This window comes from Streptomyces celluloflavus (genome assembly GCA_000720995.1).
GTDB classification, from domain to species: domain Bacteria; phylum Actinomycetota; class Actinomycetes; order Streptomycetales; family Streptomycetaceae; genus Streptomyces; species Streptomyces celluloflavus.
Genome location: JOEL01000027.1, coordinates 21,716 through 44,762, shown reverse-complemented (window position 1 = coordinate 44,762; position 23,047 = coordinate 21,716). Strand labels below are relative to the sequence as shown.

The 23,047-nt window shown below is 69.7% G+C and carries 21 protein-coding genes and 3 pseudogenes; 16 read left to right on the top strand and 8 right to left on the bottom strand.

What is annotated here, in order from left to right:
- Positions 1-49: 49 nt before the first annotated feature.
- The 4 genes from IH09_RS23055 (at position 50) to IH09_RS23040 (ending at position 2,113) form a co-directional block, all read left to right on the top strand.
- Positions 50-883 (top strand): helix-turn-helix domain-containing protein, encoded by an 834-nt coding sequence (locus tag IH09_RS23055; protein ID WP_052859362.1) that lies wholly within the window; start codon positions 50-52, stop codon positions 881-883.
- Entirely contained in the window at positions 880-1,092 is a 213-nt protein-coding gene (locus tag IH09_RS23050) for a DUF397 domain-containing protein (RefSeq protein WP_052859361.1), read from the top strand. The genes IH09_RS23055 and IH09_RS23050 overlap by 4 nt, the downstream gene beginning before the upstream one ends.
- Before the next feature lie 226 nt (positions 1,093-1,318).
- The gene (locus IH09_RS23045) at positions 1,319-1,528 is read left to right on the top strand and encodes a DUF397 domain-containing protein (RefSeq protein WP_052859360.1); all 210 of its coding nucleotides are present in this window, start codon (positions 1,319-1,321) and stop codon (positions 1,526-1,528) included.
- Between the two features lie 207 nt (positions 1,529-1,735).
- Positions 1,736-2,113 (top strand): nuclear transport factor 2 family protein, encoded by a 378-nt coding sequence (locus IH09_RS23040; RefSeq protein WP_052859359.1) that lies wholly within the window; start codon positions 1,736-1,738, stop codon positions 2,111-2,113.
- 420 nt (positions 2,114-2,533) lie between these two features.
- Here the strand turns inward: IH09_RS23040 and IH09_RS23035 are convergent, their stop codons facing one another.
- Positions 2,534-4,339: an alpha/beta fold hydrolase gene (locus tag IH09_RS23035; protein ID WP_052859358.1), complete on the bottom strand. Its 1,806-nt coding sequence runs from the start codon at positions 4,337-4,339 to the stop codon at positions 2,534-2,536.
- Between the two features lie 339 nt (positions 4,340-4,678).
- Here IH09_RS23035 and IH09_RS23030 point away from each other — a divergent pair, with 339 nt between their 5' ends.
- The 3 genes and pseudogenes from IH09_RS23030 to IH09_RS40105 form a co-directional block, all read left to right on the top strand.
- Positions 4,679-4,885 (top strand): DUF397 domain-containing protein, encoded by a 207-nt coding sequence (locus IH09_RS23030; protein ID WP_052859395.1) that lies wholly within the window; start codon positions 4,679-4,681, stop codon positions 4,883-4,885.
- Between the two features lie 92 nt (positions 4,886-4,977).
- The gene (locus IH09_RS23025) at positions 4,978-5,373 is read left to right on the top strand and encodes a hypothetical protein (protein WP_052859357.1); all 396 of its coding nucleotides are present in this window, start codon (positions 4,978-4,980) and stop codon (positions 5,371-5,373) included.
- Between the two features lie 341 nt (positions 5,374-5,714).
- A pseudogene (locus IH09_RS40105) lies at positions 5,715-5,939 on the top strand (ATP-binding cassette domain-containing protein); the annotation flags it as partial.
- Between the two features lie 248 nt (positions 5,940-6,187).
- Here the strand turns inward: IH09_RS40105 and IH09_RS23015 are convergent.
- From IH09_RS23015 to IH09_RS23005, 3 genes are all read right to left on the bottom strand, one after another.
- Complete coding sequence (locus IH09_RS23015; RefSeq protein WP_052859355.1) at positions 6,188-7,198, bottom strand: aldo/keto reductase; 1,011 nt, start codon at positions 7,196-7,198, stop codon at positions 6,188-6,190.
- Between the two features lie 401 nt (positions 7,199-7,599).
- Positions 7,600-7,965: a hypothetical protein gene (locus IH09_RS23010; protein ID WP_052859354.1), complete on the bottom strand. Its 366-nt coding sequence runs from the start codon at positions 7,963-7,965 to the stop codon at positions 7,600-7,602.
- A gap of 556 nt (positions 7,966-8,521) precedes the next feature.
- Positions 8,522-9,508 carry a transcriptional regulator gene (locus IH09_RS23005; protein ID WP_240150527.1) on the bottom strand — a complete coding sequence of 329 codons (987 nt, stop codon included), beginning with the start codon at positions 9,506-9,508 and terminating at the stop codon, positions 8,522-8,524.
- 165 nt (positions 9,509-9,673) lie between these two features.
- Between IH09_RS23005 and IH09_RS23000 the strand changes: the two are divergent.
- Positions 9,674-10,060 (top strand): annotated as a pseudogene (locus IH09_RS23000) (tetratricopeptide repeat protein); the annotation flags it as partial.
- Positions 10,061-10,251: 191 nt separating this feature from the next.
- On the opposite strand, the gene IH09_RS22995 reads toward IH09_RS23000, so the two are convergent.
- From IH09_RS22995 to rocD, 3 genes are all read right to left on the bottom strand, one after another.
- Positions 10,252-10,788 carry a GNAT family N-acetyltransferase gene (locus IH09_RS22995; RefSeq protein ID WP_052859351.1) on the bottom strand — a complete coding sequence of 179 codons (537 nt, stop codon included), beginning with the start codon at positions 10,786-10,788 and terminating at the stop codon, positions 10,252-10,254.
- A 231-nt stretch (positions 10,789-11,019) separates the two neighbouring features.
- Entirely contained in the window at positions 11,020-11,976 is a 957-nt protein-coding gene (locus tag IH09_RS22990; protein WP_240150532.1) for a hypothetical protein, read from the bottom strand.
- A 181-nt stretch (positions 11,977-12,157) separates the two neighbouring features.
- Positions 12,158-13,363 (bottom strand): ornithine--oxo-acid transaminase, encoded by a 1,206-nt coding sequence (rocD, locus tag IH09_RS22985; protein WP_052859350.1) that lies wholly within the window; start codon positions 13,361-13,363, stop codon positions 12,158-12,160.
- A gap of 318 nt (positions 13,364-13,681) precedes the next feature.
- On the opposite strand from rocD, the gene trpS reads away from it, so the two are divergent.
- From trpS to IH09_RS22970, 3 genes are all read left to right on the top strand, one after another.
- Positions 13,682-14,695 carry a tryptophan--tRNA ligase gene (gene trpS, locus IH09_RS22980; RefSeq protein ID WP_052859349.1) on the top strand — a complete coding sequence of 338 codons (1,014 nt, stop codon included), beginning with the start codon at positions 13,682-13,684 and terminating at the stop codon, positions 14,693-14,695.
- Positions 14,696-14,882: 187 nt separating this feature from the next.
- Positions 14,883-15,464, top strand: a complete 582-nt coding sequence (locus tag IH09_RS22975; RefSeq protein ID WP_052859348.1) for a 2'-5' RNA ligase family protein — start codon at positions 14,883-14,885, stop codon at positions 15,462-15,464.
- Positions 15,465-15,685: 221 nt separating this feature from the next.
- The gene (locus IH09_RS22970) at positions 15,686-16,645 is read left to right on the top strand and encodes a YihY/virulence factor BrkB family protein (protein ID WP_052859347.1); all 960 of its coding nucleotides are present in this window, start codon (positions 15,686-15,688) and stop codon (positions 16,643-16,645) included.
- A 45-nt stretch (positions 16,646-16,690) separates the two neighbouring features.
- On the opposite strand, the gene IH09_RS22965 is transcribed toward IH09_RS22970, so the two are convergent.
- A complete protein-coding gene (locus IH09_RS22965) occupies positions 16,691-18,217 on the bottom strand; it encodes a D-alanyl-D-alanine carboxypeptidase family protein (protein WP_240150531.1) in 1,527 nt (508 codons plus the stop codon).
- Between the two features lie 10 nt (positions 18,218-18,227).
- On the opposite strand from IH09_RS22965, the pseudogene IH09_RS22960 reads away from it, so the two are divergent.
- From IH09_RS22960 to IH09_RS22940, 5 genes and pseudogenes are all read left to right on the top strand, one after another.
- Positions 18,228-18,458 (top strand): annotated as a pseudogene (locus IH09_RS22960) (SCO4848 family membrane protein); the annotation flags it as partial.
- A gap of 640 nt (positions 18,459-19,098) precedes the next feature.
- Positions 19,099-19,416 (top strand): hypothetical protein, encoded by a 318-nt coding sequence (locus tag IH09_RS22955; RefSeq protein WP_052859345.1) that lies wholly within the window; start codon positions 19,099-19,101, stop codon positions 19,414-19,416.
- A 98-nt stretch (positions 19,417-19,514) separates the two neighbouring features.
- A complete protein-coding gene (locus IH09_RS22950; protein ID WP_205379284.1) occupies positions 19,515-20,909 on the top strand; it encodes a hypothetical protein in 1,395 nt (464 codons plus the stop codon).
- Between the two features lie 129 nt (positions 20,910-21,038).
- Complete coding sequence (locus IH09_RS22945) at positions 21,039-22,229, top strand: S8 family serine peptidase (protein ID WP_052859343.1); 1,191 nt, start codon at positions 21,039-21,041, stop codon at positions 22,227-22,229.
- 152 nt (positions 22,230-22,381) lie between these two features.
- Positions 22,382-22,888, top strand: a complete 507-nt coding sequence (locus IH09_RS22940; RefSeq protein ID WP_052859342.1) for an FBP domain-containing protein — start codon at positions 22,382-22,384, stop codon at positions 22,886-22,888.
- Positions 22,889-23,047 lie beyond the last annotated feature (159 nt).

The window sequence follows — 23,047 nt, the reverse complement described above, 5'->3', positions numbered from 1 at the left end:
AGGAACCATTCAACGTGTCGGTTGCGAAGGAAAGGCAGGTCATCGCGCCTTGAACCGCAAGGAGTTGAACCCTGAGAGCAGCCCGGAGGCGGCGTTCGGGGCACGTTTACGCAGATCACGAGAAGAACACGGCTGGAAGCAGGAGGATTTGGCGGCTCGGATGGGTTATTCGAGTACGCATATCTCAGCGGTGGAAACCGGTCGGAAGATGCCGACTCTCCGCTTTTCGCGCAGTGCCGATCTTGCTTTCGGTACCAGTGGCACCGCTGACACGTTCGAACGCGAATGGCGCGAGATTCGGCACGGCAGCCTGTTGGAGGGCTTTCCCGAGTACGTGGGGTACGAGGGCCGGGCGGTGGAGATCCGGCTGTACGAAATCGGGATCATCCCTGGGTTGTTGCAGACACCGGGATACGCACGGGTGTTGGCCGACAGTGCCGTACGGAGAGGGGCAATCACGACCGATCAGGCAGACGAACGGGTTGCACTCGTTGCTGAGCGGCAAGCCGCACTTGTCCGGATGCCCCTGCCGCTGGTGTTCGTGGCGCTGGACGAGAGCTGCATCCGCCGGTCCATCGGTGATGCTGGAGCCATGGACGCGCAGTTGGCGCAGCTGATCGAGTTTGCTGAGCAGTCGAACACGATGTTTCAAGTCGTCCCGTTCGACATGAGCCATAGGCCGTTCAACCTGCCTATAACGGTGCTGACCATGCCGGACCGCTCGCTCATGTCGTACGCCGAGTCTTCGCAACGGGGGCATCTCGAACGGGAAAGCACAGCAGTACTTCCCATGCTGACGGCCTACCATCAGCTACAGGCCGAATCGCCCTCGCAGGCCGCATCCGTAGCCATGATCGAACAGGTACGAAAGGGCACTCCGTGACCACCACGACCGTTCCCCCCCGTTGGTTCAAGTCCTCCTACAGCGACAACGGCGGCCAGTGCGTTGAGGTCGCCGCCAACCTCGCCGCTTCGCGCGGTGTGGTCCCCGTCCGTGACTCCAAGGACCTGAGCGGCCCCGTGCTCACGTTCGCCTCGGCCGCCTGGTCGGAGTTCGTCGGCGGCGTCAAGACGGACGAGCTGTCCGCGTAGCCACCGCTCGCCCTCCGGCTTCCCGGCGGAGGGGGTAGTGCCCAGGCCCCGCTGCCCGCATGGGTGGCGGGGCGCTGTCGTACGGGGCCCCGCGCCGCACTGCCGAAGGCTGGGAAAGGGCTTCCGTAGCACCTCTGTTGGCCGCCTACCATCAGTTGCGGGCTGAAACGCTCTCCCGGGCGGAATCCGTAGCCGCCATCAGCCAGTTGCGAAAGGGCACCCCGTGATGACCATGAACGAATCCCCTCGCTGGTTCACGTCCTCCTACAGCAACAACGGTGGCTCCTGCGTCGAGGTCGCCGCCAACCTCACCGTCTCGCGCGGCATCGTCCCCGTCCGTGACTCCAAGAACCCGCACGGTCCCGTGCTCACGTTCGCCTCGGCCGCCTGGTCGGAGTTCGTCGGCGGCGTGAAGGCGGACGAGCTGTCCGCGTAGTCACCGTTCGCCCTCCGGCTTCCCGGCGGAGGGGGTAAGGCCCAGGCCCCGTTGCCCGCATGGGTGGCGGGGCGCTGCCGTACGGGGCCGGAAAACCTCTTCCGTAGTACCCCCGTTGTCCGCCTGGTGCTGTGAGCGGGATGGTCCACCGTGATCGGAGGCGGCTCGCGGGACGAATGCACGCGCAACCGCTGGTATTACTGGGGCATGCAGGAAGAGACGGCACGTTCCGCGATCGACACGTTCATCTCCGCCTTCAATGCCTCGGACGACAGCTATGTGACTGCCCTGCTCTCCCAGGCCCTGACCTCAGACGTGGTCTTCTGGGGGCCGTTGGGTCGCAGCGAAGGAATCGAGGCGGTCGAGCAGTTCGTGCTGGACATCCGGCGCCACCCGGCGGGGACCGGCACGATGGTGCGCTGCTCAGCGGTGGACATGCCTGGCGAGTGGGCCCGCTACCAGTGGGTCTTCACCACGCCGGACGGAGGCCCCCGCCTGGCGGGAACGGACGTCGTCCATCTGCGGCGGAGCCTCATCGACCAGATCATCGTCTTTGCGGGGGAGATCGATCAGTCCGCCTCCTGAGCCGTCCTTCCGTCGCTGTCCTTCTCGTGAACTTGTCCCTTTCGGCACTCCGGGGCTGCGGTTCGCGGTCGGTCAGGCTGCGGCGTCGAGGGGCCTCCGCCCCAGCGGATGAAGGCCCAGTCGTCATAGCGCGGCCCCCTCGCCCCTGCTCCGGCGCTCTGCCGGTGCCAGGCCGTGGCACGCGGTTCCACCCGCTTGAACCGGCCCGCGATCCGGGCCATGGCCTGGTCGGACATCGCCCGCCAACGGACGGCGTCGATGCTGTGTCCCGCGGCCACCGAATGATCTTCAGGAGTCCGTACAGCCCCCGGTGATCACGAGGTGGCCGTTGCCGTTTCCGACCGGCCCCGGCGACCCCGTACAGCAGCCCGCTGTACGCCGGTCGGCGGGCTGCCGTACGGGCCTGGGCCCCTGGAGCCATCAGCCCAGCGGCAGCTCCAGCTTGGCCTCGTTCCCGCTCACCGAGGTGATGGTGGTGGTGGTGAGGGCGGGGAGGTCGGAGCCCGCGTAGGAGTACAGCGGGTCACGGCTGTTGACCACCAGGGCGAGCCGGTGGCCGGTCGGCAGGTCGTAGGAGGCGGCCTGGAGGTTCCAGCTGACGGTGGTGTCGGCCTCCGGGGTCAGGTCGGTGACCGTCAACGGCTCGTGGGTGATGATCCGGGCGGTGCCGTTCGCGGCGACGTCGTACAGGTAGGCGATCACGGTGGCGGCGTCGACGCTGCTGCGCACGGTGAGCCGCACGGTGGCGGCGCCCCGGATCCGGCGGGCCACCTCGTCGGATCCGGTCAGCGGGTCGGTCGACCAGACCAGCAGCTGACCGCGCTCGAACTTCGCCGGCTCGTAGGACTTGGGGTTGCCGAACCACTCCTGCTGCCCGGTCTTGAGCAGCTCGCCCGCGACGGAGGAAGTCAGGGCGCCGGCCTCGAATTCCCGCGACCATCCGGCGGTCGGCTTGTCGGTGAGCGTGCCGTCACCGGTGCCGTTGGCATCGGTGAGGTACCAGACCTCGCTGCCGGTGGTGGCCTCGTGCCAGGACTCGTACGTCTCCCGGTGCGCCGGGACGGTGATCAGCTTGGTGCCGCCCGGGATGGCGACCGTCCGGTAGGTGAACATGCTCTGGCTGTTCACGGCCGGCCAGCTCGGCACGTCGTTGTCCGCGCCGAGCAGGTGGTGGTCCAGCCACTCGTAGGCCTCCCGCGTCGGCTCCGCCAGCCCGGGGAACGGAACCCCGAGCACCAGCCCGGCCAGGCCGGGGCCCTCGGGGGCGCCGTGGTCGCCGATCCACAGGTTCAGCCGCTTCGGGACGGTGAGCCGCTCGAAGAGGTCGACCACCGGGTTGACCGGGAACAGCGTCTCGTGCCAGGTGTTCGAGATGAACGTCGGGACGCCCCGCGCGTTCGTCCGGTCGACGTGGGTCTCCGGGGAGCGCTCGGTGCCCCAGGCGACCACCTCGTCGAGGTTCTGACCGCTCAGGAAGTCCTTGAGGAGCTGCTGCGTCGTCTCGTCGAACTTCTCCTCCAGCGGGCCGCCGGTGAAGTCGATCAGCGCCTGCACGGCCTTCAGGTGCCGGGTGCCGTTGTTGTACAGGCTGGTGGCGAGGTTCCCCCAGGTGCTCAGCGCGACCACGGCGGAGACGCGGTTGGCCGGGTCGTTCGCGGCAACCAGCTGGCTGATCCCGGAACCGTAGGACTCGCCGAGGAAGCCGATCCGGCTGGGTTCGAGGGCCTCCTGCGCGTAGTCGATCACGGATGAACCGTCGGCCCAGTCGTTGGGCCCGGCCACGTCGACGAAGCCCTCGGAGGTCGACAGCCAGCCCTTGATGCCGATGCCGCGCGGGGAGTAGGCCAGCACGTGGTAACCGCGCTGCGCCAGCTTGAGGTAGGCGTAGAGGAACGGCAGCCAGCCGTACGGGTTCCACCCGGCGGGCACGATCACCACGGGGCGCGGGGCGCCGTCCGTCAGCTTGATGCTGAACGCCGACAGCCGGATACCGTCCTGCGTGGTGATGCGGGGCAGTGCGATCGTGGCGATCCGCCGGACCTCGGCCACCAGCTCCGAGAGCTCCGGCGGGAGTTCGACGCCCTCCTCACCCTGAAGAGAGGCGAGTAACGCCCGGGACACGTCAACGACAGCCTGGCTGACGCTGTGGTCCGGGCCCCAGACACCGTTGGTGGCGATGTCGGTGAGCGTCGCTTCGGTGACCGACGGAGTCGGGTCACTGGTCATTCGGAACCACCTTCTCATTCGAACGGATGCCGATCGGCATCATGATCAGAGCAGGGGGGAATCCAACTGATGCGGCCATCAATATTCATCAGAACCAGTGAAGTTGCCGCGATGTGTACTCGCACCCGCCTCATCTACGCTAAGCAGTCCGGAAATTGGGGCCCCACTGCTCCGCCTGCATAACTCTGGAGCGCATGCGCCACGAATGGCTTCCGTACAGTCCGCTGTCCCTGCTGCGTCGCCGCGCACAGCACGCTCGCCCACCGGAACGACGTGCCCGCCGGGCTCTCCCGGGCGGCATCCGTGGCCATGATCGAGCAGTTCCGAAAGGGGTACCTCGTGACGACCGAATCCCCCCGTTGGTTCAAGTCCTCGTACAGCGAGAATGGTGGCGCCTGCGTCGAGGTCGCCGCCAACCTCGCCGCCTCGCGCGGCATCGTCCCCGTCCGTGACTCCAAGAACCCGCACGGCCCCGTGCTCACGATCACCCCGGCCGCCTGGTCGGAGTTCGTCGGCGGCGTCAAGGCGGACGAACTGTCCGCGTAGCCGCTGCGCTCGCCTCTCCGGCTTCCCGGCGGAGGGGCGAGCGCCCAGGCCCCGCCGCAGCGTCCCCAGCTTTCAGAGAAGAGTCTTTGCAAATGTCTCACTTCAGCAACGCCGCCGACGATGTCATCGCTGAGCGAGACGAGCTGGCCGTTCAAGTTCAACGAGAGCTGGAACTGGCCGGCATCTCCGCCTTCCGGCTCGTGGGCACGACGGAGCGGGCGGGAGCGGAGATTGAGGTGGACCGCGGCGACGATGCGGCTGGTGGGGTGTTCGTCACCTGGAAGCCTCACCCAACCGTTTCCGCAAGGGCAGTTGAAAGCGTACGGAACGGCGAATATCACGCTCGGTCAATTCGGCATTCCGGCGCTATCGCCATGCATATGCGGGATGCAGTGATCGGGATTCTCGTTTCGGCGGGTTTTCAGGCCGAAGCCTCGGACGACGATATGCGGCCACTGGCAGTCCGCGTCCGGGGCGGCGAAGGGTGAGAGGGCTGCCATGCCGAGGGACCCGGAACGGGGCAGCGGCTACCCCGGGGCTTCGCGTCGGCGGTAGGGGAGGGGCTTCGGGCGGCCGTGCGGAGCCTGGTACGTTGACCGCCGTCAGCGATCTTTCGTAGAGGAGACCGGACATGGTGGGTGACGACGACATCTCCGGGTGATACCCGGAGCTGAGACCACCGGCAGACGCACCTTTGGCGGTGCCGCCGTTGTGGTCATTTCGCCGTCCCCTTTTCCCTGTCCCAGCGGCAGCTCCCTTCGCATGACGGTTTCCGTACAGCGGTTTCCCGGGGAGCGGTCTGCCTTCTTTCCCGCACGAGGTCATCGCCATGTCCGACGCTTCCGTCATCTGCTCCCAGCTGTTCTTCTCCTGGCCCGACACCCCGGTCTTCGCGGGCCTTTCCTGCACCGTCGGCGCCGGCCGTACTGGCCTCGTGGCGCCCAACGGCTCCGGCAAGACCATCTTGTTGAGGCTGCTCACCGGTGAACTCGCCCTGGACGGCGGATACATCAAGCGTGCCGACGGGCGGATCGCCGCCCTGTCGCAGCGCCTGCGAAATCTCTTGCCAATTGACCAAACTCAGGAGCAGTCGGTGGACGTCAGCTTTCGATACCCACGGGCACGTTGCCGCTGCGCGTGGCCCTGCTGCCGGCCGCGGTAACGGGCATCCTGCTCACTGCGCCGGCGGGCAGCGCGCGGATCATGCAGTTGCGCGCGACCGCCCGCAAGCACCGCCGGGCCGGCCACAGGGCTGTGAAGGCCGAGGCCAAGGACTCGTCGAAGGCCCGACGGTAGCCCGGACTACCGGGAGCCCGCCACAGGCCGCGACTTGTAGAAGGACTCCTCCAGGTAGGCGGCCTCGTGCGGCTGGTAGGGCTCCTCCAAGTAGGCGGCCTCGTCTTCGTCGAGTTCGACGTCCACCGCGGCGACCGCGTCGGCCAACTGGGCCGGCTTGGTGACCCCGACGATGGGCGAGGTCACCGCCGGGTTGCGTATGACCCAGGCCAGGGCGACCTGGGCCGCGGACAGACCCCGCTTGCCCGCGATCTCGTGGACGCGCTCGGCCACCGCCTGGTCCCCGTCGCGGTAGAGGATCTTGCCGCCCTCGTCGGTCTCGGCACGCGCCGTGGCGGTGTCCCGGGCCCGCGTCAGCCTGCCCCGCGCCAGCGGGCTCCACGGGATCACGCCGATGCCCTGGTCGGCGCAGAGCGGGAGCATCTCCCGCTCTGCCTCCCGGTGGATGAGGTTGTAGTGGTCCTGCATCGACACGAACCGGGTCCAGCCGTTCAGGTCAGCCAGGTACAGGGCCTTGGCGAACTGCCAGGCGTACATGGAAGAGGCTCCGATGTAGCGGACCTTCCCGGACTTGACCACGTCGTGCAGCGCCTCAAGGGTTTCCTCGATCGGGGTGTCGTAGTCCCAGCGGTGGATCTGGTACAGGTCGATGTAGTCGGTCCCCAGTCGCTTCAGAGAGGCGTCGAGCTCGGCGAAGATCGCCTTGCGGGACAGTCCGGCGCCGTTCGGGCCGGGGCGCATCCGCATCCAGACCTTGGTGGAGAGAACGACCTCCTCGCGCCGGGTGAAGTCCTTGACCGCCTGGCCGACGATCTCCTCGCTGCTTCCGGCGCTGTACCCATTGGCCGTGTCGAGGAAGTTGACGCCGCCCTCAAGGGCCTGCTTGATGATGTCCCGGCTGGCGTCCGCGCCCAGCGACCAGGGCTCGCCGCCCCGGTCCGGCTCGCCGAAGCTCATACAGCCGAGGGTGATGGCGGAGACTTCCAGTCCGGTCGTCCCGAGTTTGATGTATCGCATGCTTCGGAACCTAGGAGTTGGAGTGCGCTCTAACGCAATACGTCTCGGTCTGGAATTCGGAGGCGTGGGGCATGCGCGCCCTGTCAGGTTTCGACCGTTTCGGCCAGGATTACCAGAGAACCCAGTGATAGCGAGTAACAAACTGTCAATTCTCGGCCGAGCGCGTGGGGCACTACTCAGCCCCCCGACGGCAAACCGGCCTCGCGGGTCCGTCGCCACGACCGAGCATCGCTCGATCACTAAGAGATTCCGCTGGTCCGGGCGGCGGTATCGCGGCGCTCGCGACGGCGCCCCTACCCGCGGGATCTCTAACATGGAGCCGTGGAAGCCGCCGGACTTCAGGGCTTCCACGGCTCTTGTCACAGCCCCTTCTCCCGCGGAGCGGGGAGCGGTATTCGCTGTCAGACTGCGCGGAAGCTCATGCGCGGTTGCCAGGACTGCCAGGTGTGGAAGTCGTTGGCCGGTTCCGAAAGCGCGTCACCTGTGCAGTCGGCGGTGGCGTACATGTCGAGTCTTTTGTCGGTCAGGTTGAATATGCCGAAGGCAGGGAAAGGCAGCGTGACGCATTCCGATCCGGGATTGGCGTACCACGACGTCTTCCCTTCCCAGGGAGTCTCGTAGAAGCACGCGGATCCGTTGGTGCAGACCGGTTCGCCCGGCTGCCGGGTGACGGGGCCATCGGCCAGTGCGGGAGCGGCGAAGAGCGTCATCGCGAGTGCCGGCACCGAGAGAGCGACCGTGAGGGTGGATTTGATGCGAAGACCCATGACTACCTCCGTGAAGTCGAGTAGTAAGGCGCTTTGTGCGGGTGCTGCTTTCCCTGATATGCCAGGATGCGCTGCTCAGAAGTAGCGGAAGCCGCGCCGCTCTTCGGGCGGCGGACCGATGTCCGACAGACCATGCAGGGATTGCAGCACCACCGCACAAGTCAGTTCCCCGGCGACATCGCCGGACGGACACCCGACGATGGGTATATTTCCGCGCGCATTACGTCCGGGACAGTGCGTCCCGCTGATTCACCAGGGAATGCGAAAACGCTACCAGCAAGTGTCAACTCCCGTCACTGGTCTCACACTTCAGGGTTGATCGGATGGCCCGCCTTTCATGCCTCCAACTGTGGCTCCAGACTGCGTGATTGAGGATGGAACGGCCCGCCATCGTCACTGGATTTCCAGTCGGTTCTGCGCCGGGGCGGGCCCAGTGGCCCGACGGCTTCGCCGACACCGGTGCCCGGCAGCGGTCACGCATCGGCCGCCGTCGCGGACTCGAATGCCGGGTGCACTCCCGCGCTCCCGGCAGGACCGGCACAGTCCGCTCCGGTCGTCACGCGGGCCGGATGCGGGTGGCCGCGACGAGTTCTCGTACACCGCTGGTGCGGGGGTGCCGCTCGGCGAGGTCGGTGACGAGGGAACGGATGCCGGGGCGGTCGCGGACCTCGGAGGGGGCTGCGCGGTGCGCGGCCAGGAGGGCGTGTGCAGTCTGCTCGGCCTTGCCCCACTGCCACCATGCCCGCGCCAGGTCGGTGTGGAGGCGGCCGCGGCGTTCGGCGGTGGGGAAATGGGCCGGGTGGAGGTTGCGACCGGCGTGTACGGCCGCGCCGGCGTCGCCGAGGGACCACAACACGCCGACCTTGTAGAGGGTGACGGAGGCGGGTGTGACGCTCAAGCTGTGCAGCGGGCCGGCCGGCTGGTCGGGCAGGAGGGCGGCGGCGCGTTCGGCGTCGCCGATCATCTCCAGGGCGCGGTCGCGGTCGCCGGCCTGGGCAGCGGTGTAGGCGGCGGTGCAGAGCATCTGGGCGAAGGCCGCGGCCTGGGCGGGGGTGGTCAGTCCGGTCGCTTCGATCCGGGCGGCGGCGTCGAGGGTGACGCGCTGGGCGGTGTCGGCGCGGTCTTCGTGGCGCAGCACGATGCTGAAGGCGCGGGCGGAGGCGGCTGCCGCCAGGGGCGAGCCGGACAGCCGGGCGTAGGTGTGGGAGCGGTCGGCGGTGATCCGGCTCGCCGCGTACCGGCCGATCTTGGAGAGGGCTTCGGTCGCCAGGTCGTAGCAGCCCGCGAGCCTCGCGAAGTCGGCGGCGTCTCCGGCGTCGGCGCGGGCCTGGGCGGTGGCGAGGAGCGCGGGCAGCATCGTGACGAGCTCGGTGTGGGCACCCTTGTCGAACAGCGCCCGCGCCGTGCGGTACTCGGCCGAAAGGCCGGCCGCGGTCGGGGTCCGGGCGGGGCTGGGCAGCAGTGCCAGGGCTTCGTCGAATCCGTCCAGGACGTAGAGGGGCACGGCGAGACCGGCGGCCCGCAACAGGGACCGACGATGCATCGGATCCTCCTCGGACGGGGTGTGCCGCTCGGCCTTGGCAACGGCGCTGCCCTCGGCGATGAGGGCCTGTGCCCGGGGAGAACCCCAATTCGGTACCTGTGTACGCATGGACGCCCTCGGGAGCCGACAGACATCAGCCCGCCAACAGTAGCCACACGGTAACTGTCCGTCGAGCACGCGCCGGAGCGGCCGGGGCGGTCCTGGGCGAGCCACTACAGCCACGGCCGGTGGGCGCACGAGTCCGGCATGATCCACGCCGTCATGGGCGACCTCGCCGCGGCCGAAGAACACCTGCACCTGGCCCTCGACATCCACGGCCTGGACCGCAAACGGACCCGCGCGATCGTGCTCGCCGACCTCGGCCACGTCCAGCTCAAGCGCGGCAACACCGAGACCGCCCTGGCCACTTGGAACGACTTCCTGACCTGCGCGGACGGCGTGCAGTCCGTCCGCGTCAACGACGGCCTGACCAACATCGCCGCCCGCCTGCCCGGCATCCCCGGCAGCCCGGCCGCCGCCGGACTCGGCGAGCGCCTCGCCGCCCGCACGTGAGGCACCGATGGCCGTCGACGGGCCGGCCGCGCTCGCGGACCTGTTCACCCGCACCGTCGACGATCACCCCGGCCGCCTGGTCGGAGTTCGTCGGCAGCGTCAAAGCGGGCGGACTCTCCGCGTAGCCGCTGCTCGCCCATCCGGCGTACGGCGGACGGAGCGCGGCTCCCGACCGGTGGCCGGTGGCCGGTTCACAGTTCCCGGATGAAGGAGACCCGGTCCAGGCCCGGTCCGTCGTAGTCCAGGTGTACCGGTACGCCCTGGTCGAGGCGGTCGCCCGGTTCCATCCGGAAGCCCATACGGGTGTGGTACGCGATGGAGTCGAGGTTGCCCGGACTGGTGATGCAGCGGATCCGGGTCCGGCCGAGGGTGCCGACCGCGTTGAAGAAGCGGCGGTAGAGGGCGCTGCCCAGGCCGTTCCGCTGCCCCTCCGGGCACACACCGACGAAGTGGATGTAGGCGGTGTCCGGGTCGGTCTGGGACAGGAAACCGATGAGGAACGCCTGCAGGGTCCGGTCGGCGCGCTCGACGACATAGCTGGTGTCGGCGAAGTGCTGGAGGAACAAGCGCGGTACCAGCAGCCGCCGTTGGGCGGCGCCCACCTCGCCGCCCTGGCCGCCCCACCAGTCCGCGAGGGCCAGTTGGAGGCGCGGATGGTCCGACGGGACCGGGTGGCGCAGCGTCGTGCCGTCGGGCAGGGTCTCGATCGCCGGCGGACGCTCAGTCATGGTCTGAATCCTTTGGTTGACGCGGTGGATGGGGGAGCGGTGGTCAGGCGGTACGGGGTGAGTCGGGAGTGGGCAGGCGGGCGAAAGGGGGCGGCTCGTCCGGATTGCGGCCGGTGTAGGGGCAGCGTAGGGGTGGATATCGCCTTACTCCAGGTTCTTTCCCGCCCTGACCGTTCCCGCCCCTGACCGTTCCCGTACCCGGCCGTTGCTCTCTTGGCCCGTGCCGCTCGGTCATCGCTTTCCCGTTCCCTCCCGCCTCCCCGTCCCCTCCCGTTTGCCCGTGCCTTCCGGCTCGGTGGCGGGTCCGTCGGGGGTCGTGTCGGGGGGTGTGCCGGTAGTCGTGTCGGTGGCCGTGTCGGTGGCCGTCCCGTCGGTGGGGGCCTCCCCGAACCGGGCCAGGACGAGCGCGCCGACCACCGCGAGGGCGAAGCCGGTGATCGCCAGTGGCGCCAGGCCCTCGCGGGTGCGGTCGCCGAGCCAGGCGACGCCGATCAGCGCGGGGCCGACGGTTTCGCCGATCACCATGCCCGCCGTGGCGGCCGTCACCGAGCCGCGCTGGAGGGCGGAGGTCAGCAGGAGGAAGGCCGCGCCGCCGCCGATGAGCAGGGCGTAGGTGGCGGGGTTGGTGAGCAGTGTGGGCAGCGAGAGGTTGTCGATGAGGCGGACGGCGACCTCCACCACGCCGAAGCCGAGGCCCGCCCCGAGGCCCAGTGCCGCGGCGCGGGCACGGTCCGGGAGCCGGCCGGCCAGTGCGCCGGCGGCCGGTACGGCGAGCGCGAAGACCAGCACCCCGACGCGCAGTGCGGACGAGCCCGTACGGTGCCCCTCCGCCCCGGAGGCGAGCCCCAGCATCGCCAGCCCGCCGCACACCACCGCCACCGCCAGCCACTCGACGCGGCTCAGCCGGACGCGCAGGACGCGCGCCGCGACCACCGCCGTCACGGCGAGGCTGGCCGCCAGCGCCGCCCCGACCGCGTAGATCGGCAGCGACCGCAGCGCGACCAGCTCCAGCAGGAAGCCGCACCCGTCCATCGCCAGCCCGAGCAGATACCGCCACTGGGTGAGCACCCGCAGCAGGAGCCGGGCGTCGACGCCGGATCCGCTGCCGGGGGCGGTGGCGCGTGCCGCCACCGCCTGGAGGACGGAGGCCGTGCCGAAGCACAGCGCCGAACCGAGCGCGCAGAGCATCCCAAGGATCACGGACCGACTGTAGGCGCTGTCCGGTGGTGGGGCGCGAGGGGATGGCGTGGCACGGGGGCGTGGCCCGGGGTGAGGACGTGGTCCGGGCCGTACGCCGCCCGCCTGCCCGTGTGCCCCGCGTCGTAGGCCCCGCTCCGTACGTCACCCCCGTACGCCACCCCGTACGTCCCTAAACCCCCAGTACGTGCCGCAGTTGGTCGAGGCCCCAGTCCAGGTCCGCCTTGCTGATCATCAGCGGCGGGGCGATCCGGATCGTGGCGCCGTGCGTCTCCTTGACCAGCACACCGCGCGCCAGCAGCCGTTCGGAGACGGCCCGCCCGCTGCCGCGTGACGGGTTGATGTCCACGCCCGCCCACAGCCCCCGCCCGCGCACTGCGTCCACTGCGCCGCCGCCCGCCAGCGGGCCCAGCTCGTGGTGCAGATGGACGCCCAACTCCGTTGCCCGCTGCTGGAATTCACCGGTCCGGAGCATCTCGATGACCTCCAGGGCCACCGCGCAGGCGAGCGGGTTCCCGCCGAACGTCGAACCGTGTTCGCCCGGTGCGAAGACGCCCAGTACCTCGCGGGAGGAGACCACCGCCGACACCGGTACCACCCCGCCGCCCAGCGCCTTGCCCAGGACGTACACATCGGGGACCACGTCTTCGTGCTCGCAGGCGAAGGTCCGTCCGGTGCGGCCGAGGCCCGACTGGATCTCGTCGGCGATGAACAGCACGTCCCGGTCCCGGGTCAGCTTCCGTACGCCCGGCAGATAGCCCGCCGGCGGCACCAGCACCCCGGCCTCGCCCTGGATCGGCTCCAGCAGCACCGCCACCGTGTGCTCGTCCACGGCCGCCGCCAGCGCGGCGAGATCGCCGTAGGGGACGCTCTCGAAACCGGGGGTGTAGGGCCCGAAATCGGCGCGGGCCTCGGGGTCCGTGGAGAAGGAGACGATGGTGGTGGTGCGGCCGTGGAAGTTGTTGTCCGCGACGATGATCTTCGCCCGGCCGTCCGGGACCCCCTTGACCCGGTAGCCCCACTTGCGGGCCGTCTTGACGGCCGTCTCCACCGCCTCGGCGCCGGTGTTCATCGGCAGTACCAGCTCCATCCCGCACAGCTCGGCGAGGCGCGTGCAGAAGTCGGCGAACCGGTCGTGATGGAAGGCGCGTGAAGTCAGCGTGACGCGCTCCAACTGGGCCCTGGCGGCGTCCAGCAGCCGGCGGTTGCCGTGCCCGAAGTTGAGCGCGGAGTACCCGGCGAGCAGGTCCAGATAGCGCCGTCCCGCCACATCCGTCATCCAGGCGCCCTCGGCGGTGGCCACGACGACGGGGAGCGGGTGGTAGTTGTGCGCGCTGTGGGCTTCGGCGGCGGCGATGCCGTGCTCCGTGGACGTCACCGGTGGCTCCGTTCGGTAGGCCGTACGGGGGATGCGGGAGGTGGGGTACGGGGGAGGCGGGGGGCTCACCCGCCACTTGCCTCTCGTACCGCCCGCCCGTATCCCGTATCCCGTGTCACGTATCTGGTGTCGCGTATCCGGCGGCACGTATCTCGTGTCACGTTCTATTGTCACGCGGGTGGTTTGTGGCGAAACCTCCCGATGGTGGATGCGGCGTACGACGCGGCGTCGGAGGGCCGGCCAGCGGGGAGGCGGTCTTGCGGCCCCAACGCGCACCGCACGCCGGGGACCGTTCGGCGACCTGAGACAATCGGTGCCATGGCTCTCGATCGTCCGCGTGTGCTCTCCGGTATCCAGCCCACCGCCGGCTCCTTCCACCTCGGCAACTACCTCGGCGCGGTGCGCCAGTGGGTGGCGCTGCAGGAGTCCCACGACGCCTTCTACATGGTGGTGGACCTGCACGCGATCACCGTTCCGCAGGACCCCGCGGAGCTGCGGCAGAACACCCGGATCGCCGCCGCCCAGTTGCTGGCCGCCGGTCTCGACCCGGAGCGCTGCACCCTCTTCGTACAGAGCCATGTGCCCGAGCACGCGCAGCTCGGCTGGGTGATGAACTGCGTCACCGGCTTCGGTGAGGCGTCCCGGATGACCCAGTTCAAGGACAAGTCGGCGAAGCAGGGCGCGGACCGCACGACGGTCGGCCTGTTCACCTACCCGGTGCTGATGGTCGCCGACATCCTGCTCTACCAGGCCAACCAGGTCCCGGTCGGCGAGGACCAGCGCCAGCACCTGGAGCTGACCCGCGATCTCGCGGAGCGCTTCAACACGCGCTTCGGCGACACCTTCACGGTCCCGAGCCCGTACATCGTCAAGGAGACGGCGAAGATCTTCGATCTTCAGGACCCGTCGGTGAAGATGAGCAAGTCGGCGTCCTCGCCCAAGGGGATCGTCGACCTCCTCGACGACCCCAAGGTCACCGCGAAGAAGATCAAGAGCGCGGTCACCGACACCGACACCGTGATCCGCTTCGACCGCGAGGCGAAGCCGGGCGTCAGCAACCTCCTGACGATCCTCTCCACGCTCACCGGTACGGACGTCCCGGAGCTGGAGCGGTCCTACGAGGGCAAGGGGTACGGAGCGCTCAAGACCGACCTCGCGGCGGCGATGGTCGAGTTCGTCACGCCGTTCCGGGACCGTACGCAGGAGTATCTCGACGACCCCGAGACGCTCGACTCCATCCTGGCCAAGGGCGCCGAGAAGGCCCGCGCGGTCGCGGCCGAGACCCTGGCCACCACGTACGACCGGCTCGGGCTGCTGCCGGCCAAGCACTGACGGACGGGCCGCGGACCCGCCCGTAACGGGACCGGGGCGCGCCTCGCGAGGGGCGCGCACCCGTCACACTGCAGCGGTGCGACGGGCCCGGAACAGAGCGCGAACAGAGCGTGGCGCACCACCGCTGCACCGCCGTGCGGCCCGCACGGTTGCGCGGCGGCACGGAAGCATCAGGAGGGAGAACGCAATGGGGACCGTCACGCTGGGCGTTTCGATCGCCGTACCGGAGCCTTACGGCAGTTTCCTCCAGCGGAGGCGCGCGGGCTTCGGCGATCCGGCCGCACACGGCATCCCCACGCATATCACCCTGCTCCCGCCGACGGAGGTGGACACCGAGGCGCTGCCCGGCGTCGAGCGGCATCTCGCCGAGGTCGCGGCGTCCTTCCGGCCCTTCCCGCTCCAACTGGCGGGCACCGGCACCTTCCGGCCGCTGTCACCGGTGGTCTTCGTACGGGTCGCCGAGGGCGAGGCGGGCTGCGTGGCGCTCCAGGCCCGCATCCGCGCCGCCTCCGGGCCGTGCGCCCGGGAGCTCCAGTTCCCGTACCACCCGCATGTGACCGTGGCGCACGCCATCGCGGAAGAGGCGATGGACCGCGCCCACGCGGAGCTGGCGGACTTCTCCGCGACCTGGACGATCGACTCCTTCGCGCTCTACGAACAGGGCGCGGACGCGGTGTGGCGGCTGGAGCGGGAGTACCCCTTCGGCCCGCAGTCGGCCGCCGTACCGCGCCAGGCCGACCTCTCCCGGCCGCCGGCTGCTTCCTGTTAGCCGGGAGCCGTTCCTGTTGGCGGGGACCCGTTCCTATTGGCGGGGCCGCGCCGTATGGCGGGATCGCGTCGGCGCATCCCTGCCTGCCGGCCGGCCGTCGGAGGTCCCGGGCGGAAACCGGCTTTCCCGGCATCCGGACGCTAGTGTTCCGCATCACCCGGGGCACCCGCCGTACGGGTACGGGCCCCGTCGGCGGTGAGCGGGGCCGAGAGGGGAGCGCCATGGACTGGCTGAGCGGACTGCCGGTGATCGGGCCGGCCGTGACCTGGCTGATGACCACGCACCTCTGGCGCGCGTACGAGCGCATGCTGCGGGTGCACTGGACCAGACTGGCCGCCGCGATCACCTTCACCAGCTTCATCGCGGTCTTCCCGCTGCTCACCGTCGCCGCCGCGATCGGCGCCTCGGTGCTCAGCGACCGGCAGCTGCACGACCTGGAGAACAGGCTCGCCGACCAGATCCCCGGCATCGCCGAGCAACTCGACCTCGCGGGCCTCATCGAGAACGCCGGCACCGTCGGCCTGATCGCCGGTGCCGTGCTGCTGTTCATCGGCATCGGCTGGGTCGAGTCGCTCCGTGACTGCCTGCGCGCGGTGTGGGAGAAGGACGACGACGGCACCAACTTCTTCGTCGGCAAGCTCCGGGACGGCGGGCTGCTGCTCGGCCTGGGCGGCGTGGCGGTGCTCTCGCTCGCCTGCTCGGCCTTCGCGTCGGCGGCCGTCGGCAACGCCGTCCGGGCCCTGGGCCTGGCACCGGGCGGCCTCGGCAGCATTCTGCTCACGGTGGCCGGATTCTGTATCGCGGTCCTCGCGGACTTCCTGCTGCTCCTCTACATCCTGACCAAGCTGCCCGGCGTCCGCCCGCCCCGGCGCGCCGTCGTCCTCGCGGGCCTCTTCGGCGCGGTCGGCTTCGAACTGCTGAAACTGCTGCTCAGCGGCTATCTCAAGGGCGTCGCCGCCAGGAGTATGTACGGCGCCTTCGGCACCCCGGTCGCGCTGCTGCTGTGGATCAACTTCACCGCGAAGCTGCTGGTGTTCTGCGCGGCGTGGACGGCCACGCGGGGACGGGACGATGTGGTGCCGGGGGAGATGGGGGAAGCGGGGGAGGGGGGGCCGGCGGAGGATTCGGGGGCGGCGGGGGAAGCGGGGCCGGCGGCCGGACCGTCCCGCCCGGGTGCGTGAGAACCGTCCCCGCTTCCGTCCGCCGTCGGCCCCGCCCCCGTCCGGCTACTTCCGGGTGCGGCGGCCGCGTACCAGGTCCGGCAGCGGCCAGCGGCGGTGCACGCCGAGCGCCACGGCGCCCAGCACCACCAGCGCGCCGCCGGTGATCCCCAGCGCGGTCCAGGCGCCGCCGCCCGAGCCGTCACCGGCTTCCAGCGCCGCCTGACTGTTCTTGTGGCCGTTCTTCGCGTCGCCGCCGGCCGCGTCCTCCTCGCTCCGGGGTCCGACGAGCCGGCCGACCGGTTCGACCTTGTCGGCCGCCGCGAAGCCCCAGTCGAGGAGTTTGGCGGCCTCCCGGTACGCCTCGTTGTGCTCCTTCTTCTCCGGGTTCATGACCGTGACGAGGAGTTTGCGGTCACCGCGCTGGGCGACCCCGGTGAAGGTCGATCCCGCGTTGGTGGTGGAGCCGTTCTTGACGCCCGCGATGCCCGGGTACGGCTTGATGTCCCGGTCGCCGACCAGCAGCCGGTTGGTGTTCTGGATGCCGAACGTCTTCCGCTTGCCGTCCTTGGCCTCCTCCCCGGGGAACTGCGCGGTCGCCGTCGAGCAGTACTCGCGGAAGTCGGCGTTCTGGAGCCCGGCGCGGGCGAACAGGCTCAGGTCGTACGCGCTGGAGACCTGACCGGGCGCGTCGTAGCCGTCCGGGGTGACGACATGGGTGTCGGTGGCGTTCAGCTCCTTGGCGCGCTGCTGCATCTGGGTAACGGTCGCGTCGACGCCCCCGTTCATCGCCGCGAGGGTGTGCACCGCGTCGTTGCCGGAGCGCAGGAAGACGCCGAGCCACAGATCGTGGACCGTGTAGGTCAGGTTCTCCTTTATCCCGACGAGGCTGCTGCCGTCCCCCATGTCCGCCAGGTCGGCGGGCTTGACCTTGTACTTCTGGTCCTTGGGGAACTTCGGCATCACCGTGTCGGCGAAGAGCATCTTGAGCGTGCTGGCCGGTGCGAGCTGCCAGTGTGGGTTCTTCGACGCGAGCACCTTGCCCGACTCGGCGTCGGAGATGATCCACGAACGGCCCGTGAGCTCCGCCGGGCCGGGCAGCTCCGGCGCCCCGGCCTTCGGCTGCACCTGGACGCCGGCCACGCCCATCCGGTCCCCGCCGGTCTGCGACATCTTGGCGGGCGGCACGGGGGCCTTGGGCGGGTTCTTGCCGTCCGCCGGAGCGGCGTACGCGGGGCCGGCCAGCAGCAGCGGGGGCGCGAGCAGCGCGGCGGCGGCGACCGCGGTGGCGGTCCGCACCGACCTGCCCGTACGCACCGGCCTGCTGGCACGCGCCGCCTTGCCGGTACGCGCGGACCCGCCGGTACGTGCCGGTCTCCCGGCGTCGCCGGGCGTGGCCGAGGCGGACGCCGCCCCGGCGGGGAGCCCGGCTCCGGAAGGGAGCGCGGCCGTGGCGGCGGTGGAAGCGGATGAGGCCGTGGAAGCGGAGAAGGTCGTCGGCACGTCGGTGAACGTACCCCTCTCCGGGCGGCATCCAGACACCACCCCACGGAAGAGTGCCCCTGCCGCCCGCCGGATGGAGCCGCTGCCCATACTGGAACTCATGAAGCTCTCTCGCCCCGTGTCCTGGTTCCTGCTCGCCTTCGGGGTCTGGAGCTGGTTCATCTGGATCACTTTCGTCAAAAACCTCTGTAAGGACGGCAGCGGTCTCGCCTTCGACGACGCCGGTGCCCCGACCGCCTACTTCTGGGTTCATCTGCTGCTCGCGGTGACGTCCTTTCTCTTGGGGACGGCGATCGGCGTGATCGGGTTGCGCGGCGTACGCGCACTGCGCCGCGGCCCGGCGAACGACACACCCGACGCGACCGCCCCCGTCACCCCCTCCTCTCCCTCCTCTTCTTCCTCTTCGTCTTCCGCCTCCTGAGGCACTGCCCCGGGGAACCACCTCCGATTCCCCCTCGCCGGGCGGGGATCGGCCCCGCGCACCGCTCGCCCGGCGTGCACCGGGCGAGCCCCCGGCCCGACGGCGGGAGCCTGCCCGGCCGGGCCGCCCGGAGCTGGGCCGGGTGCTGTATCTCACACCGGTATCGCGCGCCGGTGCCTCGTACCGGCGCGGGCGGGGCAGGGGGAGCTGCCGCGGGTCGACGTGGGCGCACCGGCCCGCGCGTACGCCTGGAGCTCGCCCGTACGCGCGGGGGCGCTCGCGGCCGCCAAGATCGCTCAACTCGCCCCGCGGAACACAGAGTTGGCCATTCGGTGAGCGCATAACTGCCGGGCGGCACGGGCACTTGGTAACTGACTGTCTTCCCGGTGCGGCCGTATTTTGCCCAAATCAAATAGTTCGCGGCTATTGGGCGTACCGCTCCGGCTCCCGATTCCTGGTTTTCCCTCCCCTTTACGTTGTCTTTATAGCGCCGCTTCGCAGGGCTGCCCGTGGGGAACCAGCAGGGCACGAGCGAAGGGGGAGAGCGCTCATGGGAGAGCAGTTCAAAGTCGATCTGGACGAGCTGGACGGCGTCGTACGCCGGCTCAGGCGCCTGCAGGGTGACATGGACGATCCGAGCCAGAAGGTCACCTACAACACGACGATTCCGCAGTCGGCCTTCGGCGCCGGATTCCTGGAGGCGGGCAGCCTCGCCTCCGCCCATGACGGTATGCAGCGGTACATGTCGGAGGTCATCAAGGCGCTCCAGGACCTGATCCGCACATTCGGCGAGAAGACGGAAGCCAGCCGGGGCGCGTACGAGGACCAGGAGCAGAACACCAGGATCTCGATGAACGGGAACGGCTGAACGCGGCCGCGAGGCCGACGGCGGCACGACACGAAGGGCGAAGACGAAGGGGGGCCGGCGTGGTTGACGCCAGGCAGGAGTACGAGAGCGCCAAGGCGATGGATCGGCAGCGGAAGGCGGGTGAGCGGGATGAACAGCTCAAGTCGTTCAAGGGATACGCCCCCGTTCCCAAGTCGCCTTCCGACTTCCACCACCATGGGATCAATGCGTTACGCAAGATGATCGAGAATGCCAGTCCCGAGGCGATAGAGACCTCCGGAAATCACTGGCGCGCCGCCGCCGACCGGCTCGCGGGCGAGGACGGCCGGGGCGGAATCCGCAAGTCCTTCATGGACGCCGTCGACCATGCCACGGCGCATTGGGAGGGCTCGGCGGCCGAGGCGTTCCGCAAGGAAGCGGGCACGGTACTCGGGAAGATCGACCGGACATACGGCCATGCCCGGGTTGTCGAAGGTTCCCTGATCGGTACCCGGGAAGCCGGGCCGGAGGCCGGGGTCGCGCACAGCCTCCGCGAGGCGAAGAAGGCCATGTCGAACATCAAGGACCCGGGTATAGGGGCCCGGGTGATGGACGAGAGCGGGGATGACAGCCAGTTCACACGGGATATGGCGAACCCGAAGATGGACGCGCGTATGGCGCTGGAGCTCAATAGGGACAGCCTGTCCCTCACTAAGGAACGCCAGGTCGAGGCGGTCATCGTGATGGATGAGCTGGCGGCCAATTACACGCTCCACGGGGATCGCCTCAACCATGGAACCGGTAACGGTACGAGCGGCAACGACTGGCCGGTGCCGCCCGCGTCCACCCCTCCGCCGCCTCCCGTGAACATGCCCGTGACGGGCGGTACGCGCCCACGCCCGGCGGCGGTGTCGCCGAAGAAGCCCAAGAACGTGGGCGGCCATGCGGTACGGGAAGGCTTCAGCGGTCCCGATAGCCAGCGGGCCGATGTGCCCGTACACACCGGACTCGACAGCTTGCCGGGTGGCACCTCCGTGCAGCCGCCGGGCGGCGGGGGCGCGACCACCGGCGGCGGCACACCGCCGAGCGGCGGCCACAGCGGGACCGGCGGTACGGGCGGCTTCCCCAGCGGTGCGATCCCGCCAGGCGTCGTCGGCGTGCCGGGCGGCGCCATGGGCTCCGGTCGGGCCGGTGGGGCGCGAGGTGGCGCAGTCGGGACGGTGGGCGCGATACGCCCCGGCGGCGGTGCCCAGTCGGGTGTACCCCGTGGTGCGGCAGGCAAGCCGGGTGGTCCGACGGGCGGCGCCAAGCAGGGCGGCGCCGGTCTGCACCGCAGCCGTGGCGGTTCGCAGGCAGGGACGGGCGGTGGCGCGAGGGGCGCACAGGGGGCCTCAGGAACGGTCGGTTCTCAGGGTGTGGGCGGGGGCCGAAAGGGGGAGAAGGGGCGTGGAGGAAAACAGCGTCCCGATTACCTCGTTGAGGAAGAGGAGACGTGGACTCCGCAGCGCAATGTGGCACCCCGCGTCATCGAGTAAATCGAGCAAGCAGGCGACACCGTCGCCCGGCGGGCAGTGAGGCGCGGGTCCCGCACCACTGTGTGCGGGGCCCGCGCCTCGGACTGAGCATCGCCGCCGGACATCCAGTACGGCGAGTAGGAGCGCAGCATGAGGGCCACCCGAACCGTGCACGCAACCGTCGGTGCGACGCTGACCGGAGTGTTGCTGCTGACCGCGGGTGGTACCGCCGCCGCAGATCAAGTGCGCAAGGATCTATGGCCGTTGGAGGCGTTCGAAGCCCAGGCGCTGTGGCAGAAGGCCACCGGTAAGGGGGTGACGGTGGCGGTGCTCGACAGCGGTTTCCGTACCACTCATCAAGACCTCACGGGGCAGTTTTTGCCCGGTGCGGACTTCACGAACACCTCGCAGGGTGATGGCTCCAAGGACCTCGCACCGGGCCAGGACCTCCGCGATCACGGTACGGCGATGGCCGGGATCATCGCGGGTCACGGTCATGGGCCGGGCGGCTCCGAGGGGGTCAAAGGGCTGGCGCCCGGTGCCAAGATCCTGCCCATCCCGCAGTACAAGAACGGCGCCGCGGCCACGCGGTACGCGGTGGACCACGGCGCGGATGTCATCAACATGTCGTACGGGGAAACCTTCGTGGCCGACACCTGTGAATCCATCCACTACGCCATCGAAAAAGGTGTCGTGGTCGTGGCAGCGGTGGGCAACGACGGCTGGTCGCAGAGGAGTTACCCGGTGGGCTGCCCCGGCGCGATCGGCGTCGGCTCGGTCGATCAGTACGGCAAGGCGTCCGACGACAACAACTTCAACTCCGATTTGGACCTCCTGGCCCCCGGCGTGAAGATCCCCGTAGCGATGGGCGGCAGCGATACGGCCTACCGCACCGAGGACGGGAGCTCGGCCGCCACCGCCTACGTCTCGGGTGCCGTCGCCCTTCTCAAGGAGAAGTTCCCCCACCTCACCCCGGGCCAGATCGCCAACCGCCTGGTCAAGACCGCCGGTCTGGCCGGTCCCCAGAAGGCCAAGCACCTCAAACTGCCGGACGTCCACTACGGCTACGGCTTCATCCAGCCCGGCCCCGCGCTGACCCGCGACATCCCCGCGGGACCCGCGCAAGGACCGCTGCCGATGCCGCAGGGCAAGGCGCCGCAGACGGCCGTCGTCCCCGGCGCCGACAAGGGCCCGGACCCCGACCCGCCGATGGGCGGCAAGGAGAAGCTGATGCTCTTCGGCGGCGGCGTCGTCGGCCTGCTGGCCATCGGCGCCATTGTGACCGGCGCCGTCACCAGCGCCCGGCGCCGCAAGAGCGGCGGCAGCGGGGCGTGGAGCTGAGCCCGGGACGGACGCGGATGGTGAAGCGAGCCACTCGCCCCCACCGCGCCGGCCAGGCCACCAACCCCGCCGCACGCCTCTTCGGCTCACCCGCTCACCCGCGGTAAAAAATCGGGCGACGGTTTCCGCTGCCGCTGTTAGGTTCCCTGACCATGGAACCAGTGGGTGAGAAAGCGGTTCGCGCATCGTTCGTCAACTGCTCGAAGGGCGAGGCGAGCAGGATCAACCTGCCCGTGGGAATGGCCGAACTCCCCTGGGAGCACCTGGACTTCATGGGATGGCGCGACCCGGGAGCGCCGGACCGCAGCTATCTCGTCGTGCCGCGCGACGGCGGTCTGATCGGTGTCACGCTGCGCGTGCCGAGCGGTGTGCGGCGGAGTTTCGTCAAGACCACGGTGTGCTCGGTCTGTGTGACCGGACATCCGGGCTCCGGCGTCAGCCTGCTCGCCGCGCGCCGCGCCGGTCCCTCGGGGCGCCAGGGCAACACCGTCGGGACGTACCTCTGCGCCGATCTCGCCTGCTCCCTCTACGTCCGCGGCCGGAAGAAGTCCCAGCTCGCCGGGCAGTACGAGGAGACGCTGCCGCCGGAGGAGCGGGTCGCCCGGATGATGCGCAACCTGGACGGCTTCCTGGACAAGGTGCTGGAGGGGGACAAGTAAGCCCGCCGACGGAGATCGACCGCCGGCCGGTCTCCGCGCCGCGGACGGCGGTTCTGCCGGGGGATTTGCCTATCCGCGCGGGAGGAATCCGAATCCGCGTATTCCGCCGAAAGGAACTCAGGCCCGCCGTCCGGGTGTTCACGCGGTTCGACATCGCGG

Coding starts and splice junctions, on each gene's coding strand:
- IH09_RS23010 (WP_052859354.1), bottom strand. CDS start 7,965: ATGGGTCTTCGCATCAAATCCACCCTCACGGTCGCTCTCTCGGTGCCG.
- IH09_RS22965 (WP_240150531.1), bottom strand. CDS start 18,217: ATGGGCAGCGGCTCCATCCGGCGGGCGGCAGGGGCACTCTTCCGTGGG.
- IH09_RS23035 (WP_052859358.1), bottom strand. CDS start 4,339: ATGACCAGTGACCCGACTCCGTCGGTCACCGAAGCGACGCTCACCGAC.
- IH09_RS23005 (WP_240150527.1), bottom strand. CDS start 9,508: ATGCATCGTCGGTCCCTGTTGCGGGCCGCCGGTCTCGCCGTGCCCCTC.
- IH09_RS22950 (WP_205379284.1), top strand. CDS start 19,515: ATGGATCGGCAGCGGAAGGCGGGTGAGCGGGATGAACAGCTCAAGTCG.
- IH09_RS22975 (WP_052859348.1), top strand. CDS start 14,883: ATGGGGACCGTCACGCTGGGCGTTTCGATCGCCGTACCGGAGCCTTAC.
- IH09_RS23045 (WP_052859360.1), top strand. CDS start 1,319: ATGACCATGAACGAATCCCCTCGCTGGTTCACGTCCTCCTACAGCAAC.
- IH09_RS22990 (WP_240150532.1), bottom strand. CDS start 11,976: ATGCTCTGCGCGCTCGGTTCGGCGCTGTGCTTCGGCACGGCCTCCGTC.
- IH09_RS22995 (WP_052859351.1), bottom strand. CDS start 10,788: ATGACTGAGCGTCCGCCGGCGATCGAGACCCTGCCCGACGGCACGACG.
- IH09_RS23040 (WP_052859359.1), top strand. CDS start 1,736: ATGCAGGAAGAGACGGCACGTTCCGCGATCGACACGTTCATCTCCGCC.
- IH09_RS22945 (WP_052859343.1), top strand. CDS start 21,039: ATGAGGGCCACCCGAACCGTGCACGCAACCGTCGGTGCGACGCTGACC.
- IH09_RS22970 (WP_052859347.1), top strand. CDS start 15,686: ATGGACTGGCTGAGCGGACTGCCGGTGATCGGGCCGGCCGTGACCTGG.
- IH09_RS23015 (WP_052859355.1), bottom strand. CDS start 7,198: ATGCGATACATCAAACTCGGGACGACCGGACTGGAAGTCTCCGCCATC.
- IH09_RS22940 (WP_052859342.1), top strand. CDS start 22,382: ATGGAACCAGTGGGTGAGAAAGCGGTTCGCGCATCGTTCGTCAACTGC.
- trpS (WP_052859349.1), top strand. CDS start 13,682: ATGGCTCTCGATCGTCCGCGTGTGCTCTCCGGTATCCAGCCCACCGCC.
- IH09_RS22955 (WP_052859345.1), top strand. CDS start 19,099: ATGGGAGAGCAGTTCAAAGTCGATCTGGACGAGCTGGACGGCGTCGTA.
- IH09_RS23025 (WP_052859357.1), top strand. CDS start 4,978: ATGTCTCACTTCAGCAACGCCGCCGACGATGTCATCGCTGAGCGAGAC.